This window comes from Dehalococcoidales bacterium, from assembly GCA_028717385.1.
In the GTDB taxonomy this organism is placed as follows: Bacteria; Chloroflexota; Dehalococcoidia; order Dehalococcoidales; family CSSed11-197; genus CSSed11-197.
Genome location: JAQUNW010000024.1, coordinates 1 through 17,548 on the forward strand (window position 1 = coordinate 1; position 17,548 = coordinate 17,548).

Sequence of the window (17,548 nt, forward strand, 5' to 3'; positions counted from 1 at the left end):
GATTTTTGTAATTTTGTAGGTACCCAGCTGTAAATTTGCGTCTTGGTGAAATGAATCTGCTTTATATTTTTTTCCATATAAAAGTTAAAAAACTCCTCCAACCTGAGGGCTATTGACTTTAGCCGTGCCTAAAAGATATTCTAGTACAACTATTATTAAGATCACCTCAATACTTTTTAGCGTTAATTAAAGCACCATCAATGATCGAACACTTATATTAAATTAAGGACGTGCAAATAATGAGCAGATTTAAAAAGTTTACCATTCTCCATTCCAACGACATGCATGGTGATTTCCTGGCAGAGTTACACAGCGGTGAAAAGAAAATGATAGGCGGTCTAGCACTGCTTTCTGGCTATATAAACAAGGTTCGGGCTGAAGAAGAAAACGTTTTGTACGTTATAGCAGGGGATATGGTTCAAGGCTCTTTGATAGATGCTGAATATAAAGGCGTTTCGACCATGGAAATTATGAACTACCTGGCTCCAGACGTGGTAGCTCTTGGGAACCATGAATTCGATTACGGCTTGCCGCATCTTTTGTTTTTGGAGAAAGTGGCTACATTCCCAATTGTAAACGCCAACCTCTATATCCAAAAATACAACAAGCGCCTGATGCACCCTTATACAATTATCAAAAAAGCCGGTTTTGACATCCTCTTTACCGGCATCATCACTGAAAAAGTTATCGACGCCCTTAAAAAAGATCCCCTGATAGGCAGCTTCATCACCCTGGAAGAAGCCAGCCGCGAAGTGGGCGTAATAACCAATGCTTACAAGAATGATGATATTGACCTGACAATTCTGTTAACGCATATCGGGTATGAATCTGACCTTGAACTTGCTGCCATGCTTGATCCTCAGTGGGGGGTTGATATCATAATTGGAGGGCATTCCCACACAATACTGGAGAAACCAGCCATGGTAAACAACATACTGATTGCCCAGGCAGGCGTAGGCACAGACCAGATTGGCCGGTTTGATATAGTAGTGGACGATGATACCAACAGCGTTGTGGATTACAAGTGGCAACTGGTACCTATAGTTGAAGGAATTGCTGAACCGGACCAGCACCTTGAAGAGTTTATTAACACATTCAAGAGTGAAGTGGACAGCAAATACAACGCTATACTCTGCAAGCTGAGCACTGAGCTTACCCACCCCAGGAGAGAGATAGAAACCTCTCTTGGAAACCTGTTTGCAGATGCACTGGCCGAAACTGGAGACTGTGATATTATGCTGGTCGGTTCCGGCTCTATCCGAGGCGAAAAATTAGGACCTGTGGTTACTCTTAAAGATTACCGTTCCATATTTCCATATGACGATTATATGTCCCGCTACCAGATCAACGGCAGCCAACTAAAAAGAATATTCAGCCATATAATGCGCCCGGAAAACCGCAATGGGGAAGGTGAGTGTTACCAGGTTAACTCAACCGTCAGGGCAATTTATTCTGATATTGCGCGGGCGCTGGTGTCACTTGAAGTACACGGACAACCAGTAGAAGACTGTAAAAACTATTCCATTGGCCTGATAGGCTACCACATTGCCAATTGTGACAGGTACCTAAACATCAGCCTGGAAGAGCTCAGCAACTCCGGAAAATCCAGGGTTATTTCCACCTCAGTGCCCGAAGTTGTAGAAGAATATCTGCACAACCATCAGAACGCATCTTCAAAAGTGGAGGGGCGGCTGGTTTACATCTAGTTTCTTAAACTGTGGATGGGCGCAGGTATACGGCCGCCTCTGCGGGCAAAAACTTCACTTGAGTATTTGCTGACTGGCATTATTACACCGCCTCCCAACAAACCTCCGAATTCTACCGATTCGCCTGCTTTTTTGCCTTGAACGGGAATAATCCTTACTGCGGTAGTTTTATTGTTGATAACCCCAATAGCCGCTTCATCGGCAATAATGGCAGCAATGGTATGTTCTGGCGTATCCCCGGGTATGGGTATCATATCCAGCCCAACAGAACACACACAGGTCATGGCTTCCAGTTTATCCAGCGATAATGCGCCACATTTAACTGCATCTATCATTCCGGCATCCTCACTCACCGGTATAAAAGCTCCCGATAGCCCCCCAACGTGCGAACTGGCCATCACTCCGCCTTTTTTAACCGCATCGTTCAAAAGCGCCAGCGCGGCAGTGGTACCGTGGGTTCCGCATTTTTCAAGCCCCATCTGTTCCAGAATATGAGCAACACTATCACCAATAACTGGAGTAGGTGCCAGAGAAAGATCTACAACCCCAAACGGGATACCCAGTCTTTGTGATGCTTCGCTGGCTACCAGCTGACCCATACGAGTTATCTTGAAGGCGGTTTTTTTGACGAGCTCTGCCACCTGGCTGAAATCAGCCTCCGGGCTGAGCTTTTTTAACGCGTTGTGGACTACACCAGGTCCGCTTACCCCTACATTTATCACACACTCTGGCTCTCCGATACCGTGGAAAGCCCCTGCCATAAAGGGATTGTCCTCCGGGGCATTGGCAAACACTACCAGCTTGGCACAGCCTATGCTATTTTTATCAGCGGTGAGCTCTGCCGTTTTTTTAATGATAGAGCCCATCTGCGCTACTGCATCCATGTTTATGCCGGCTTTCGTCGTGGCGATATTCACCGATGAACATACCTTGCCAGTCTCCGAGAGCACTTCCGGAATACTGGCTATCAGGCGCCGGTCCCCTGCGGTATAACCTTTGTGCACCAAAGCCCCGTATCCACCGATAAAATTGATCCCGAGCTGCGTAGCAGCTTTATCCATAGCAACGGCAATCTTAGCCACATCACCCCGGCTGCTTTCCGCAATGACGGATATAGGGGTAACGGCAATACGTTTGTTGATTATCGGAATACCAAAATCCCGTTCTATTTCTTCGCCAGTCTTTACCAGCTTGCAGGCAACACGGGTAATTTTTTCATATACCTGCCGGCTCATTTCATCAACATCCGGATGTACGCAATCTCTCAAAGAAATACCAAGTGTGATGGTTCTGACATCCAGGTTTTCATTTGAAATCATATTAATAGTTTCAAGAATTTCTCTTGGGCTTATCATTTGACTGCTCCAGTTGTTAAATAACTAATTACTTGTTTAAATCTCATGCATTGACTTAAAAATATCTTCGTGCTGAATTCTTATCTTCAAACCTATTTCGTCCCCTTTGGCTGATAGCCGGGAGGAAAGCTGTTCAAAGCTGATATTTGCCTTGCTGATATCCACCAGCATTATCATGGTAAACAGTTCCTGCATGGTAGTCTGGGTGATATCCAGTATATTTACGCCGGCTTCGGCCAGAATAGTGCTGACACCAGCTATGATACCTATTTTATCGGTCCCGATTACGGTAATAACAGCTCGCATATCTGAGTTCTCCTTTTTCCGAGTTGGCTATATTCTCTTTTACAAAGGAATTTATGACCAATAATAATACCATTTATCTGGTTATCCTCCCAATTGCGAATTTTTGCAATATTTAGAAAATACCAGTTTATATATATCCTCTCTTAATAGCATAAAAACCAAGGATTTTTATGATTTTTTACTTATATTACTTGCGCAAATAATTTTCATAGTATAAAATACGCCGGAAATTTTTACCGCATAAATATCAGGTCGTAAGAGCACCTGCACAATTCAATTTAATATCCCTTTTTGTACCAGGCTCGCCCTGTACCGCTTACACCAAAGGAGGTAGAGCTATGCAGTATAATGTATACACTCTCTCAAACTTCAGGAATCTTCCACAACTGGCAAATCTACCCGAAGAACAGCTGCAAGACATAGAAATAGTTGGTTCCGTATTCCCGTTTCGGGTGAACAACTACGTTGCCGACCGGCTTATAGACTGGGCTCGCGTACCAGATGACCCGATGTTTGTAGCTACCTTCCCCCAGAAGGAAATGCTGCTTTCGGAAGATTACCAAACAATGGCAAATCTTTATCACTCGGGTGCTGACAGAGAAACAGTTAACAATGCCGCTAACCAGATCCGCCTCAAACTTAATCCGCACCCAGCCGGGCAGCAGGAATACAACACACCCTTATTTCAGGGCGAACGGTTGAATGGGGTACAACATAAATACCGGCAAACTCTGTTATTCTTTCCACAGAGAGGGCAGAATTGCCATGCATTCTGTACATTTTGCTTCCGGTGGCCGCAATTTACCGGCATCGAAGAATTGAAGATATCAACTGAAAATAATTACAAGTTATCAGATTATATTAGAGCTCACCCTGAGATTACAGATGTGTTAATTACCGGTGGCGATCCGCTTATAATGAAAGCAAATGTTTTAGAGAGTTACATTGAGCCACTTCTTTCCCCTGAGCTCTCTGGCATCAAGACAATCCGTATTGGAACCAGAGCCTTAACCTTCTGGCCTTATAGATTCCTGACCGATAATGATTCTGAGGATCTGTTAAAACTTTTTACCAGAATAAGGAAATCTGGCAAACACCTGGCTTTCATGGCACAATTCAACCATCCGGTAGAACTCGAAACAGAAGAAGTAAAAGAAGCAATAGCCAAAATCCAGGAGGCTGGCGCGATAATCAGAACTCAATCTCCCTTGTTACGCCATATTAATGATGATCCTGAGATCTGGGCGGAAATGTGGCAAAAGCAAGTATCTCTAAACTGTATACCTTACTATATGTTTATTGCCAGAAATACCGGAGCTCAACACTATTTTTCGGTACCGCTGGTTGAAGCCTGGCAAATTTACAAACAGGCGTATCAGTCTGTAAGCGGTCTCTGCCGTACTGTAAGAGGTCCCAGCATGTCTTGCCTTCCGGGAAAAATACAGATAACCGGTTTATACAACATATGCGGACAAAAGGTAATCGGGATGCAAATGCTGCAGGGAAGAAATCCGGATTGGGTACGCCGCCCATTTTTTGCCGAGTACGATGAAAATGCTACCTGGTACACAGAACTTAAACCGGCTTTCGGGGAAGAGAAGTTCTTTTTCAGCGAAGAGCTTGACCAGATTCTTGAACCGGGAGAATTTGAAACCGGATTCGAGTAGTTTCCTGCCCGCCTCTCTTGACAGAAAGCAGATTTATTGGTAAATATAAATTAAACCACCTACAATACAGTGCAATTGATTTGCAGCTATGAATGGCAAACCGTCATTAGCCCTAAAATTGTTTTCTTTTAGTTATGTAGCTACTTCACGATAACTATTAATAATAAGTTTTAAGCTTTATTAAAAGTACCAAGGAGAAAGAATTGCTTATGGAAACAGGATCTTTGCCAATCAATCAACAAAATACTCAGCCTGCACCAGAAACCACCCAGGAAACGGCATCACCCCCGGAACCTCAATTGCCAGAGGCAATACTGAACACCGAACTGCCTCTTCCTCTACTAAAGAAAGATGATGCCCGGGATATTTATGACCTGGGAGAATATAATCTTGCGGTTTATACTGACCGGGCAAGTGTTTTTGGTGTACCTATCGAAGGCGGGATACCAGAAAGAGGAATCTACATGGCACGCCTTACCAGCCACTGGATGGCCAAGACTAACATAGTTGTCCCTAATCATTTCAAGGCTTTTATTCAAGAAACTAATGATCTGAACCAGTTTCTGAAAGAAGGCGAGAGTTTCCAACTACCAGAGAACCTGGCTGGAAGGTGCCTTGTATACAAAAAGATTGAACCCCTGGAAGCTGATTTTGAAGTATGGGGGTATCTAACCGGCCCAGCCTGGAAAGAGTATAGTGAAACAGGAAACGTATTTGGCCATCCCCAGATCAGCGGATTGCTGCAAAGCCAATGCATACCGGGAAGTATACTCGTTGCCTTTACAACCGATGCTGAAGGCAACCGCAAACAATTGAGCGACGATGAACTTGTTGAGCTTACTGGTCCCAAATTACTCGAAGATATTAAATCAGCTTATGTCAGGTTGTATAACGATATTCAACGGGCACTCAGGGTTAACGGCAAGTTCATTGTTGCCCACATGAAACTCATATTTGGCAAAGACCGCAAGAAAGCCTACATTGCAGATGATATTCTCACGCCAGATTCAACCTGTTATTGGGATATGCAGCACTACAAGGTTGGATCTCCCTATTACAGCTTTGAGTCCCAAACCTTGAAAGCGTGGCTGATGCATACAAGCTGGAAACAACGAGGCCCGTTGCCCCAGATACCGGCCAACATCATGCTCCAGACCATTGACAGATACCGCACACTCTGTGAACGAATTACCGGCAAGTAGCTGTTTGCCAATTTTGGTATTTGAGATTATTATTAAACCCCTGCCTTCGGTGTTAATGGCAGGGGTTTAAATATTACGGCAGATGTATAGTAAATAATTTTTCCCACTTAATCACTTAAAAACCAATCTGAAAAAAAGCCGCTAAAAGGAAGGAAGCACTATTACCATTTTAAAAAGAGAGCTATTTTCATTTTATTCCCACCTGGTGGGTTTAATAGCCGCTGTCGCCGGCACTGTTGCCTTATTGATTCTATCCTGGGGACATTGGCAATATTTTATTGTTTGCCTTATATATGGTATTTCTGCAATTAACCTGTTCACGGCCAGTTCAGTCTACCACGCCTCAAAGCGCGGTGAAGATACCAAAACAATCTGGCGCAAGTTGGACCATGTTGCTATTTATATCATGATTGCCGGAACCTATACCCCGCTTGCATATCACTACCTTGATGGAGCCTGGTTCTGGAGCATTATCCTGATCCAGTGGGGGCTAGTGATAGCCGGATTATTTTTTAAACTTTTTTATCTTAAGGCGCCGCGATATCTATCAGTTTCCATATATCTGCTGATGGGATGGATGGTGGTTGTGTTTTTAGGCAAATTGTGGCCGTTGGCAACTACGGTAGAAATTGTTCTACTGCTTCTTGGCGGTATATCCTATAGCGCAGGTGCTGCAATCTATGCAATAAAAAAACCCAATCCGGTGCCGGGCGTATTTGGCTTTCATGAAATATTCCATGTACTGATAATTGCCGGAGCTGCTTTTCATTATCTGGTTATCCTTTTGCTTTTGCCATGATAACAGCTGCGGTTTGTATACAGTATGCCTCTGATACTAAAATACAATGATGTACTTGCCGGCGAAGCGCCTAATCTAGTGCTAACAAGTACTGAAACGAATTTAATGCATATAATAGATGTTAATCAGTTGGTTAAACGTTTCGGCAATGTAATTGCAGTCGATAACGTATCATTCCAGGTAAAACAAGGGGAAATTTTTGGATTTCTGGGTCCGAATGGCGCCGGGAAAACAACAACAATTTCCATGTTGTGCACACTTCTCAAACCTTCATCGGGCACTGCTACCGTCAGTGGGTTTGATATAGTCAAGCAGCGTGACGACGTACGCCATTCGATTGGGCTTGTTTTCCAGGATTCTTCTTTAGACGAATATCTAACCGCCGAACAAAACCTTTACTTCCATGCCTATGCTTACAGCATTCCCCGCGCAGAAAGAAAAAAACGCATTGACGACCTGCTCGAACTAGTTGGTCTTGCCGACCGGCGAAAGAGCAAAGTCAGTACATTTTCTGGCGGCATGAAAAGGCGGCTGGAAATTGCCCGTGGATTACTCCATCACCCGGATATTTTATTTTTAGATGAGCCCACTCTTGGCCTTGATCCACAGACCAGGCGCCATATTTGGGACCATATTATCAATCTCCAAAAGTCCGGTGGACTTACTATTTTTCTTACTACCCATTATATGGACGAAGCCGAAAACTGCCACCGTATAACAATAATAGACAAAGGGCAAATAATTGCCATGGACAGCCCGGATAAACTCAAGGATTCCGTAGGGGGTGATTTGGTAACTCTCACCGCAGAAGACGAAGAATCTGCCAGAATGGAGTTGATTCAAAGCTACAACCTCAACCCGGAGGCAAATAACGGAGAGCTCTCTTTTTATGTGCCGCACGGTGACAGATTTATCGCGGGGCTACTCAATGGGTTTAGCACCCGATTGACCGCCATCAACATTCGCCGGCCAACCCTGGATGACGTCTTCCTTAAGCTAACCGGTCGCGCCATTCGTGATGAAGAAGTAAACTTCCGTGATCGGGTAGCAATGTCAAGAAGAAGGCACGGCAGATAGTATGAGCGGGATTATTAGAGGGATCTGGGTTGTAGGTTACCGGGAGCTATTGCGTTTTGTACAGGAACGATCCCGGCTGATTTCTTCCTTCGGTATGCCGCTTATTTTCCTGATCGTATTCGGAGCCGGCTTTGGCCGAATGATAGGCACAGTTGTACCCGGAGTAGACTATATACAGTTTATGTATCCCGGAATACTTGCCATGACCGTACTGATGAATTCCCTTATGAGCGGTGTCTCGATAGTATGGGATCGCGAGTTCGGCTTCCTGAAGGAAATTATGGTATCTCCCCTTGATCGGAGGGGAATACTGTTGGGTAAAGCCGCCGGCAGTGCTACAGTTGCAATAATCCAGGGGTCAATAATGTTGATACTCGCTCCTATCCTGGGTGTGTCCATCACATTCTCGATGGTGATAAAGCTTTTACCGGTAATATTTATTGTTTCGGTTGCCATCTCCTCTCTCGGTTTACTGGTTGCTTCCCGGATGAAGTCCCAGCAGGGTTTTCAAATGGTGATTCAGCTATTGATTATGCCGCTTATTTTCCTGGCTGGTGTATTCTACCCGGTGAACAACGTTCCGATTGTGATGGAGGTAATCTCCAAAATTAATCCGTTAACTTATGGCGTAGATGCTATCCGCCAGGTATTTCTGGGCTCGGAATCCGCTTACGGCACTGGAGTAACGGTGTTCGGTCACACCATGACAATTATGGATGACGTTATAGTGGTTGTATTACTGGGACTCGCGCTGATGAGTGTAGCCGTCTGGTCTTTTACCCGCAGCGAGTAGCTGCCAACATGACTGTCAATATTGACACAAGCCTGATTGCTGGTTAAACTGGATATATTGACTGTGATGAGGTTTTGATCTCGTTGAAGTGCCCTGCATGCCATAATTCTATGATAGTGGTTGAGTACCATAGCATTGAGCTTGATTACTGCGCAAGTTGCCATGGAACATGGTTTGATAAAGGCGAGCTGGAGTTGCTAATGCGCTCAATGGAGCTGGATGACTCGCCAAACTTGCTGGAACGTATTGCCGGGCAGCCGGAGATACCATCAACCGAAAACAAACGTAAATGCCCTATCTGCCGTCGTAACATGAAAAAACATTTTGTTGGCTCCAGCCCGCAAGTATTGGTTGATCACTGCACCAAACAACACGGTCTTTGGTTTGATTCCGGTGAATTGCACCACCTTGTAGGCAGCATGGAGGCCGGTGATATTACTGAATATAGCAGCGAACAGGAGCTGCTTGTGTTTCTCGGCGAAGCTTTTGAAGCCGAGGGTAATTGTAACTAATCAGGAGGAAACCTATGATCGGACTGTGGATCGCCCTTGGAGTTATTGCTGTTATTGTAATAGCAATCATCGCCCTGTATAACGGCCTGGTAAGACTACGCAATGAGGTAAAAAATGCCTGGGCTCAGATAGACGTCCAGTTAAAACGGCGTTATGACCTCATTCCCAATCTCATAGAAACAGTAAAAGGCTACGTAAAACATGAGCGCGAAACACTGGAAGCTGTGACTAATGCACGTACTATAGCGCAAAAAATGTCAGAAGCTGGCGCTCAAGCCAGGAGCAAAGCTGAAGGAGAACTCAGTTCTGCCCTTATGCGCCTTCTGGCAGTTGCTGAGGCTTATCCGGATTTAAAAGCCAACCAGAATTTTCTAGCCCTTCAGGAAGAACTTACCAGCACAGAGAACAAGATCAGCTTTTCCAGGCAGTTTTATAACGACTCCGTACTTCGTTATAACAACCAAACTCAGGTGTTTCCTTCTAACATAATCGCCGGTATGTTCGGATTCAAGGGCGGCGAGTTCTTCGAAGTAACTACCACTACCGAACGGGAAGCTCCTAAAGTCAGTTTTACTTAATATAGCTTTTTTGGAGTTAATGTTTTAAATAAATGTGGGAACAGATACGCTCTAATAAGTGGCGCTCTGTGGTACTGACGGTTTCCATGGGGCTGGTGTTGGCTGGATTGGGTTATGCGCTTGGCATGTATTTTGTCGATAGCGGAGTAGCCGGGGTTCTTTTTGCCATTGGGCTCTGGTTAATAATGAACCTGATAGCTTTTTTCCAGGGTGATAATATTTTGCTATCGATATCCGGTGCGCGAAAAATCGGCCCCAACGACCACCCGCGCCTTTACAATATTGTTGAGGAAATGCAGATTGCCGCCGGCCTTAAAAAAATGCCGGATGTGTATATCATCGATGATCCTGCCATGAATGCCTTCGCTGTTGGCAGGGATAAAAACAAGTGTGCAGTTGCCGTAACTGCCGGGCTACTGACCAAGCTCAATCGTGACGAGCTCCAGGGTGTAATTGCCCATGAAATGGCACACATCAAAAACCGGGACGTATTGCTGATGGCATTCACCTCGGTGATGCTGGGTACCATTGTAATACTCTCTTGGTATGCATCCAGGATGATGATTTTCGGCGGTTCCGGAAGCTCAAGGCGTGACTCTGGAGGGGGAGCAGGGCAGGGTATTATCATGCTCATAGCCTTGCTGCTGGTGGTTCTTGCTCCCCTTTTTGCCCAGCTGATTTACTTTGCTATTTCCCGCAAGAGGGAATATCTGGCAGATGCTTCCGGAGCTTCATTTACCCGTTACCCGGAAGGATTGGCATCAGCACTTGAAAAAATTGCCTCTTCTACCGAACAGCTAAAAACAGCGAATCAGGCAACTGCTCCCATGTTCATCATGAATCCATTCAGACAAAAGGGGAAAGCGGCTGCCAATCTTACCAGTACTCACCCTCCTATCTCGGATCGTGTACGTATTTTACGTTCGATGGGTGGCGCCAGTTTTGTTGATTACAATAAGGCATACAGTGAAGTACACAGCGGCGGCAGTATTCTTCCCGCTTCCGCGTTGGCCGCTGCCCCTAAAGTACCGCTCAAGCGAACACATAGAAAATTAGCCGCAGTACCAGATGATGCCACTAATGAATTGCAGCGCACGCGCGAAACCAGTGATGTTTTGTGGAAATTAAATAATTACTCCACTGTCAATTGTACGTGCGGTACTCGCCTGCGCATTCCCCCCGATTATAAAGGATCCACTGTTAAATGCCCTCACTGCGGAAGTGAAATTAATCTTGCAGGGACCGGGGCAGCGTGAAAATTGCAATTTTAATAGCTAAAGGCTTTGAAGAGATCGAAACATCTGTTACTTACGATGTTTTAAAGCGTGCCGGGATTGATGTCATCGCTGCCGGCCTCCACTCGGGAGAAATAGCTGGATCACGAGGACTCAAAATTGTTGTTGATGCAACAATAAATGACCTTAATCCTTCTGAACTCGATGGAATTGTAATCCCGGGCGGCTATCCTTGTTATGTAAACCTAGGTAATAGTACAGCTGTATTGGAATTGATTAGAAAAATGGCAGCCGCTGGTAAATATCTTGCCTCTATTTGTGCCGGCCCTCTCGTCCTCGAACAAGCCGGAGTTATCAAAGGCAAGACGGTCACCTGCTTTCCAGGGATTGAAACCAGCCTGAAGACTGCTCGTTTCAGCCCTCAACGGGTAGTCGAGGACGGCAATATTATAACCAGCCGCGGACCGGGCACCGCTATGGAGTTTGCTCTCAAACTGGTTGAACGCTGGGTTGGCAAGGAAACCGCCATCAAGTTAAGCAAAGACCTGGTAGTCTAATCTGCCGCGGCGATAATATCTTCAGCATCAGTCATAGAACTTACCTGCTCTACAAAATCTTTTAGAGACGGATTTTGTTCTCTTAAAGCTTTTAATCCACTGCCGATAGGGCTTACTGACCCCGGGGAAGAAGCATAGGTCCCATAAAACGCAAAATAAGCCTGATTCAATTTTCGAATGTAATATCCGTTTGAAGCTAAATATAACCGGCGCTCTTCCATGTATTGTTCAGCTTCTTCGACTTGTCCTTTTTCCAGCATCTCGTCCACCACAAGGCGAGTTGTCCTCATTTCAGCATAAAAATCGAACTCATTGGCTGGAGCCATTGCATAATTGGCTGATGTGGTGGCAGTTTCCTGGTAGTATTTTTCGTATACCATAGATGCAATTTCCTGGCTTACCATTCCAGCCAATGCTTCATTTACGGTTGCTATTTCGTAATCACGGATTATCCCGGCTATATGCATGCCATAACGAAAACCGAGTGGGCGGAAAAACAGATATTGATGGAACCACTCTTCAACTGCCACTTCGATAGAATAATCCAGGGGAAGAGTATCAGCTACAAAAGAAGGATAGGTAGCAATTCCGCCAAGCCTCACTACCAATCCACTCATCCCGATTTTTTCTATCTCTTCTTCGACCGCCTGTTTTTGATCATCATTCATTATTTGGACAAGGGCGATATCTTTATATCTGGATATTTCATCGCGAGGGGATATTACCAGCAGGTGAGGCGGCGGTTGAATCACAAAGTTGACCGGAGGGAATACAACTGCTGCATTATGCACATCCTGCCAAGGATTAATAATACCGCACTCTGCAAGAATTGTTTCGACCTGGGCAGACAATGTGCCTTCGACTTCGGATAATATATGCTGGTTGCGCTCGGATAGATTTAAAATCTGTTCCTCAACTGATGATACGTCCCCATCCTCCAAGCCTTGTTGTAACATCAGGAGTTTTTGTTCGAGGGCGACGACCTGTTGCCGGTTACTGAAGTATTCCTTAACCAGTTCGGAATTTTCTGGATCCTCAGCGCGGCTATTAAAGATATACTGATCATACTGACGCGTAAGGGCATGTATTTGCCAATCGAATATACTGAAATGGTATGGGTCGGCAATTTGGTTAATCTGGCGAGTTAGCCCAGCCTCTCCATTGCAACCACAAAACAAAATTGTCGCCACTACAATCAAGGCGAAAACTTTGGTGCTGATGATATTGGAAGCCAGTATTCTTTTCACATATATATCGGTATTTTTTTATCTGGTAAGTACCCGCCGGGTATTAATACATTTACATCTGGGACGTTGCCGCTCCGCTTTCCTCTGAAATGCCACAGGCTATATGAGCTAACTCCCAGGAGTAATCATAAAGATGGAGTCCTTTGCTCACGGCAATTATTTCCCCATCTTCAACTCCCAACTCCGAACCAATATATTCCTTGAGTAGTTGAATAGCAGCAAGGTTGGATGGAAAGCCCGCCCAGAGGTCCCAGGATCTAAAATAACAGATGAAATGCAGGCTATTATACCTAACCCTCGTATCGATACCCCGTAAACATGGAGGATCGGTGAGGTAAATAGAGCGATCATCGCCAACACTCATGTAAGCCTGGTTAGTATTAAATCCGCCTTCCCGATACATGCGTATAACCTCGGCTATCTGGTGCTCCAGATATTGGCCATACGTATACTGTTCCCCTTCGGCGCGTTTGGCGGTCATCAAATAAGGGAGGTAATTTTCAATATACTCCATGGTAGTCGGAGAAGGGACTCCAGCCGGCACATCGGGAGTCAGCGGACGATTACCAGGATTTGTGATTTTAACCTGAACAAAATCTAGCTCCTTGCGCTTCTGCCCGGCATAGCTGCCTCTTTCAATGAGATATTCATATCCGCTATCAAGTACATGGCGAAGGCATTGAAACCAGGCCTCGGACAGGTCACGAGCTTCAATTGTGGTTATTTTCATGCGTTACGCTCCCGGATTTTATCTGGCGCCTGTTCGATTAAAAAGGGCAAAAAACCGGTCTTGATACCCTTCAAAAAGTTCCCATCGGTCAAGCTCATCTTTTAATTCTCTTGGCTCAAGCTCTCCGGTATTGACTTTGCTGAACATTTCTTCAATTCTGAGCCTGGCTTCCAGGGGAACACCCAGCGAGTCAATATCAAGCAAACCTCGCGATTGCATCTGGGCAATGTTGCCCTTCATAGAATGAGAAGTAATCTGGTGTATGAACTTAAGCAGGGAGACATCCCACATATCGTCCTTGCCCTTGATAATCGCCATCAGAGGATCCCTTTTGCGCTCAATTTCAGCGTTGATCCGCTCCACTACCAGTTGCATACTGTCTGGAATAATGGTTAATTCTCCCGGTTCATTACGATATGTGTAATAAATACCCGGGGTGTTAGGGCCATGCTGCTGAATTAGTGAATCAAAATAATGCCGGGCGTCTGAGCTGAAACCCTCAAGCCGTGACAGGTAATAAGGTGTTACGACACGAGGACGGTTTGCTATTACGCGACCTTTGCGGACGACCGTTTCATTATTCTTTTTATCTATCTCGGCGTAACTAGGCGCGGTGACCATATAGTACCCGATATTGGTAATTCCAAAAGTGTCAAGCAACTGCCTGGGAGGCCGTATTACCATCGTCTGCCTGACGGCTTCGGCTATTCTTTCATCCTTGATATCCATTTTTCTACCCCCTCACGTGTTTTAGCCGATTTGCTTAAGCTCCTCTTTATACTCATTTAATAGCCTGATATACTGCGAATCAAACTGGTTTACTAACCGGCGCTTTTCTTCCTTAAACTGGGGAAGATTGTCAACGTCGGCAATCATCCCTGAAGCGCTCGAACCAAGTTGCTGTTCAATTGCCTGTTTCAGCTTCCGAGAGTATTCTGTTTTTAACTGTTCAATAGCCTGGTTTTTCTGTGAATTACCCTGAGTTTCGTAATGGTCAAAAAGATTGCGTATTTGTTCTACAACCTGTTTTGCCTTGTTCTTGTCTTTTTTGAGAACGACTACAGCTTCGAGCGCTCGGCGGGTATGTTCTTTTTCATTTTTCCCATGCGGAAGTATGATATTTGAATATATTATCGAAAGCGCTCCCTGAATAAGATACGTACGAGCAGACGTTTCGCGTTTGTTTAACTCTTCTTCAATGTTGAATTCTCCGGAGACAATGCGCGCACCGAGCTTTTCGCCTTCGGGGACATACTTCCACCGCATTCTATCTTCAGTGGTGATTTCTTTACTTTCTGCCTCGGCTTTTGCCAGGGCTATTTCTCTGGCGCTCTTAATTTCATCTGACATTTCGATCACCCCTATATAATAAGAATCTTTTTCAATTTAATTATACTAGATATAACCATAAGTATAAACCGGTCAGTGGTATTTTTTGAATTTGTTAAATTGAAATGATATGCCAAACGCCGAATATTGTGCCACTGCGTGATATTCAAACCCGACGCTAAATTGGTCTATGTGTGAATTGAAAGGTTGAAAACTAGTGATTTTTCCGTTGTTTTAACAGGCAATATTCAAGGCTGTCTGCCAACGCTAACCAACTGGCTTCAATGATATTGGTAGAACTACCGACCGTTCGCCATTGGGTTTCTCCATCGGCAGATTCTATGAGCACCCTTACCAAAGATTCCGTTCCGGTGCTTTCTTCCAGAATTCTTACTTTATAATCAACCAGTTTCACTGCGGACAAGCTGGGATAATTAGCGAGCAAGGCTTTACGTAAAGCATTATCTAAAGCGTTTACTGGACCATCCCCCTCGGATACCGTGTGCATGATTTGACCATCTACCTTTACCTTAACCATGGCTTCGGACAATAGACCATCACTATTGTTGTTGGATGGATGACGGCGCCTCTTTTCCACCAGAACCATATAGTCCACCAATTCAAATGGCGGCTGGTAGCCAGGCAGCGCCCGATGTAGAAGTAAATCGAAGGAAGCCTCGGCGTTTTCGTATTGAAATCCCCTGCTCTCCAGTGATTTGACTTTTTCCACCAGTTTTTGAGCTTCTAATCCTGATGGAGGCAAAGGAACGCCTATTTCCCTTGCCCTGAATATTATGTTGGATTTACCAGAAAGCTCGCTGACCAGGGTACGGGTTTTGTTTCCAACGCGCTCAGGATCTATATGCTGGTAGCTTTGAGACCATCTGCTTATACCTGAAACGTGCAGACCGGCCTTGTGCGAAAAAGCGCTTGCTCCAACATATGGCATGTAGGCATCCGGAATCAGGTTCGCCACCTCACTTACATAGCGAGAAACCTCGGTTAACCGAGCTAGTTGTTGGTCGCTAATGCAATTAATGCCCATTTTTATCTTGAGTGCCGGGATGATGGAACATAAATTGGCATTCCCACAGCGTTCACCATACCCATTAATTGTACCTTCAACGTGGTTGACACCGGCCATCACAGCGGTCAGACTGTTTGCTACCGCCAGCTCAGAATCATTGTGGGCATGAATACCAAGATCCACCGCCACTACACCCCTGGCAGCATTGACCATATCAGCTACCTCGTTAGGGAGCGTCCCTCCATTGGTATCACACAATACGAGACACCTGGCTCCGGCAGACTCGGCCGTTTTTAAAACTTCCAGGGTATAACCAGGATTATTTTTATAACCATCAAATGCGTGTTCTACATCAACAAACACTTCAAGATGTTTGGATTTTAAAAACTCTATTGATTGCCGGATCATGCGCAAATTTTCTTTCAGCTCTACCTGTAAAACCTGCCTGACATGCAAATCTGATCCTTTAGCCACTATGTTGACTACGCTGACCCCCGACTCGACAAGGGAAAGAAGATTGGTATCTTGTTCCGGTTCAGCTCCCGGCCGGCATGTACTCCCAAATGCCACCAGTTTCGCCTGAACCAGGTTCAATTCCCTTGCCCGGGAGAAGAATTCGGCATCTTTGGGATTCGATCCCGGCCAGCCGCCTTCAACATAATGTATACCCAGTTCATCTATCTTTCTTGCGATAGATATCTTGTCCTCAACGGTTAGAGAAATGCCTTCCCGCTGAGAACCGTCTCTGAGTGTTGTATCGTATAACTCCACCATCATGTGCCTATACCAATTGGCTCCTGACAAGTTGGCCCATTTTTACTGTACCAACAACTTCACCGGATTCATTAATTATATCAGAAGTACGGTACCCCTGAGACAGTACTTTCTGCACCGCATTTTCAATTGCCATGGCTTCCTGTTCCAGGTTAAATGAGTATCTGAGCATCATCGCTAATGTCAATATAGTGGCAAGTGGATTGGCAATATCCTGTTTGGCGATAGTCGGGGCACTTCCATGAACCGGCTCATATAAGCCAAAAATGTTACGGCCAGCTTCCGGCACATCTGCCAGACTTGCTGAAGGGAGCATTCCTAATGAGCCAGCCAGAACAGAGGCTTCGTCAGTTAAAATATCCCCAAACATATTTTCGGTTACAACCACATCAAAATAACGTGGATCCTGTATCAGCTTCATAGCACAAGCATCAACAAGCAGGTGCTCAAGTGTAACATCCGGGTAATCCAGTGCAACCTCATCTGTTACCTGACGCCATAACCGCGAAGACATAAGCACATTAGCCTTATCCACACTAACCAGGTGCTTTTTTCGCTGTTGGGCGAGCTCAAAGCCAACCCTTACAAGACGCGCGATTTCCTGCTCAGAATAAACCATGGAATCGACGGCTCTTCTGCCCCTGTTTGTTTCCC

The 17,548-nt window shown here is 45.1% G+C and carries 18 protein-coding genes; 10 read left to right on the top strand and 8 right to left on the bottom strand.

Features of this window, described 5'->3' with window-relative positions; genetic code table 11:
* The first annotated feature begins 239 nt into the window (after nucleotides 1-239).
* A complete protein-coding gene (locus tag PHX29_05595) occupies nucleotides 240-1,706 on the top strand; it encodes a bifunctional UDP-sugar hydrolase/5'-nucleotidase (protein MDD5605364.1) in 1,467 nt (488 codons plus the stop codon).
* On the opposite strand, the gene PHX29_05600 is transcribed toward PHX29_05595, so the two are convergent.
* The gene (locus PHX29_05600) at nucleotides 1,703-3,061 is read right to left on the bottom strand and encodes a PFL family protein (GenBank protein MDD5605365.1); all 1,359 of its coding nucleotides are present in this window, start codon (nucleotides 3,059-3,061) and stop codon (nucleotides 1,703-1,705) included. The two genes, PHX29_05595 and PHX29_05600, sit on opposite strands and share 4 nt — an antisense overlap.
* A gap of 36 nt (nucleotides 3,062-3,097) precedes the next feature.
* Entirely contained in the window at nucleotides 3,098-3,367 is a 270-nt protein-coding gene (locus tag PHX29_05605) for an ACT domain-containing protein (GenBank protein ID MDD5605366.1), read from the bottom strand.
* 338 nt (nucleotides 3,368-3,705) lie between these two features.
* Here PHX29_05605 and PHX29_05610 point away from each other — a divergent pair, with 338 nt between their 5' ends.
* From PHX29_05610 to PHX29_05650, 9 genes are all read left to right on the top strand, one after another.
* A complete protein-coding gene (locus PHX29_05610; protein MDD5605367.1) occupies nucleotides 3,706-5,034 on the top strand; it encodes a hypothetical protein in 1,329 nt (442 codons plus the stop codon).
* A gap of 209 nt (nucleotides 5,035-5,243) precedes the next feature.
* Entirely contained in the window at nucleotides 5,244-6,236 is a 993-nt protein-coding gene (locus PHX29_05615) for a phosphoribosylaminoimidazolesuccinocarboxamide synthase (protein ID MDD5605368.1), read from the top strand.
* Between the two features lie 166 nt (nucleotides 6,237-6,402).
* Entirely contained in the window at nucleotides 6,403-7,035 is a 633-nt protein-coding gene (locus PHX29_05620; protein MDD5605369.1) for a hemolysin III family protein, read from the top strand.
* Between the two features lie 24 nt (nucleotides 7,036-7,059).
* The gene (locus PHX29_05625) at nucleotides 7,060-8,112 is read left to right on the top strand and encodes an ATP-binding cassette domain-containing protein (GenBank protein MDD5605370.1); all 1,053 of its coding nucleotides are present in this window, start codon (nucleotides 7,060-7,062) and stop codon (nucleotides 8,110-8,112) included.
* Nucleotide 8,113: 1 nt separating this feature from the next.
* Nucleotides 8,114-8,905, top strand: coding sequence for an ABC transporter permease (locus tag PHX29_05630; protein MDD5605371.1), 792 nt, complete (start codon nucleotides 8,114-8,116; stop codon nucleotides 8,903-8,905).
* Nucleotides 8,906-8,988: 83 nt separating this feature from the next.
* Complete coding sequence (locus PHX29_05635; GenBank protein MDD5605372.1) at nucleotides 8,989-9,417, top strand: zf-TFIIB domain-containing protein; 429 nt, start codon at nucleotides 8,989-8,991, stop codon at nucleotides 9,415-9,417.
* A gap of 14 nt (nucleotides 9,418-9,431) precedes the next feature.
* Nucleotides 9,432-9,995 carry a LemA family protein gene (locus tag PHX29_05640; protein MDD5605373.1) on the top strand — a complete coding sequence of 188 codons (564 nt, stop codon included), beginning with the start codon at nucleotides 9,432-9,434 and terminating at the stop codon, nucleotides 9,993-9,995.
* 32 nt (nucleotides 9,996-10,027) lie between these two features.
* Nucleotides 10,028-11,251 carry a M48 family metallopeptidase gene (locus PHX29_05645; GenBank protein MDD5605374.1) on the top strand — a complete coding sequence of 408 codons (1,224 nt, stop codon included), beginning with the start codon at nucleotides 10,028-10,030 and terminating at the stop codon, nucleotides 11,249-11,251.
* The gene (locus PHX29_05650) at nucleotides 11,248-11,787 is read left to right on the top strand and encodes a DJ-1/PfpI family protein (protein MDD5605375.1); all 540 of its coding nucleotides are present in this window, start codon (nucleotides 11,248-11,250) and stop codon (nucleotides 11,785-11,787) included. Before PHX29_05645 ends, PHX29_05650 begins: the two co-directional genes overlap by 4 nt.
* Here the strand turns inward: PHX29_05650 and PHX29_05655 are convergent.
* The 6 genes from PHX29_05655 to PHX29_05680 form a co-directional block, all read right to left on the bottom strand.
* Nucleotides 11,784-13,034, bottom strand: coding sequence for a hypothetical protein (locus tag PHX29_05655; GenBank protein ID MDD5605376.1), 1,251 nt, complete (start codon nucleotides 13,032-13,034; stop codon nucleotides 11,784-11,786). The genes PHX29_05650 and PHX29_05655 overlap by 4 nt on opposite strands.
* A 52-nt stretch (nucleotides 13,035-13,086) precedes the next feature.
* The gene (locus tag PHX29_05660) at nucleotides 13,087-13,764 is read right to left on the bottom strand and encodes a thymidylate synthase (protein MDD5605377.1); all 678 of its coding nucleotides are present in this window, start codon (nucleotides 13,762-13,764) and stop codon (nucleotides 13,087-13,089) included.
* Between the two features lie 18 nt (nucleotides 13,765-13,782).
* Complete coding sequence (locus PHX29_05665) at nucleotides 13,783-14,493, bottom strand: hypothetical protein (protein ID MDD5605378.1); 711 nt, start codon at nucleotides 14,491-14,493, stop codon at nucleotides 13,783-13,785.
* A gap of 21 nt (nucleotides 14,494-14,514) precedes the next feature.
* Nucleotides 14,515-15,114, bottom strand: coding sequence for a hypothetical protein (locus tag PHX29_05670; protein ID MDD5605379.1), 600 nt, complete (start codon nucleotides 15,112-15,114; stop codon nucleotides 14,515-14,517).
* Between the two features lie 193 nt (nucleotides 15,115-15,307).
* Complete coding sequence (cimA, locus tag PHX29_05675; GenBank protein ID MDD5605380.1) at nucleotides 15,308-16,897, bottom strand: citramalate synthase; 1,590 nt, start codon at nucleotides 16,895-16,897, stop codon at nucleotides 15,308-15,310.
* A 4-nt stretch (nucleotides 16,898-16,901) separates the two neighbouring features.
* Nucleotides 16,902-17,548: isocitrate/isopropylmalate family dehydrogenase (locus tag PHX29_05680; GenBank protein MDD5605381.1), on the bottom strand; the 647-nt coding region annotated here is incomplete at its 5' end.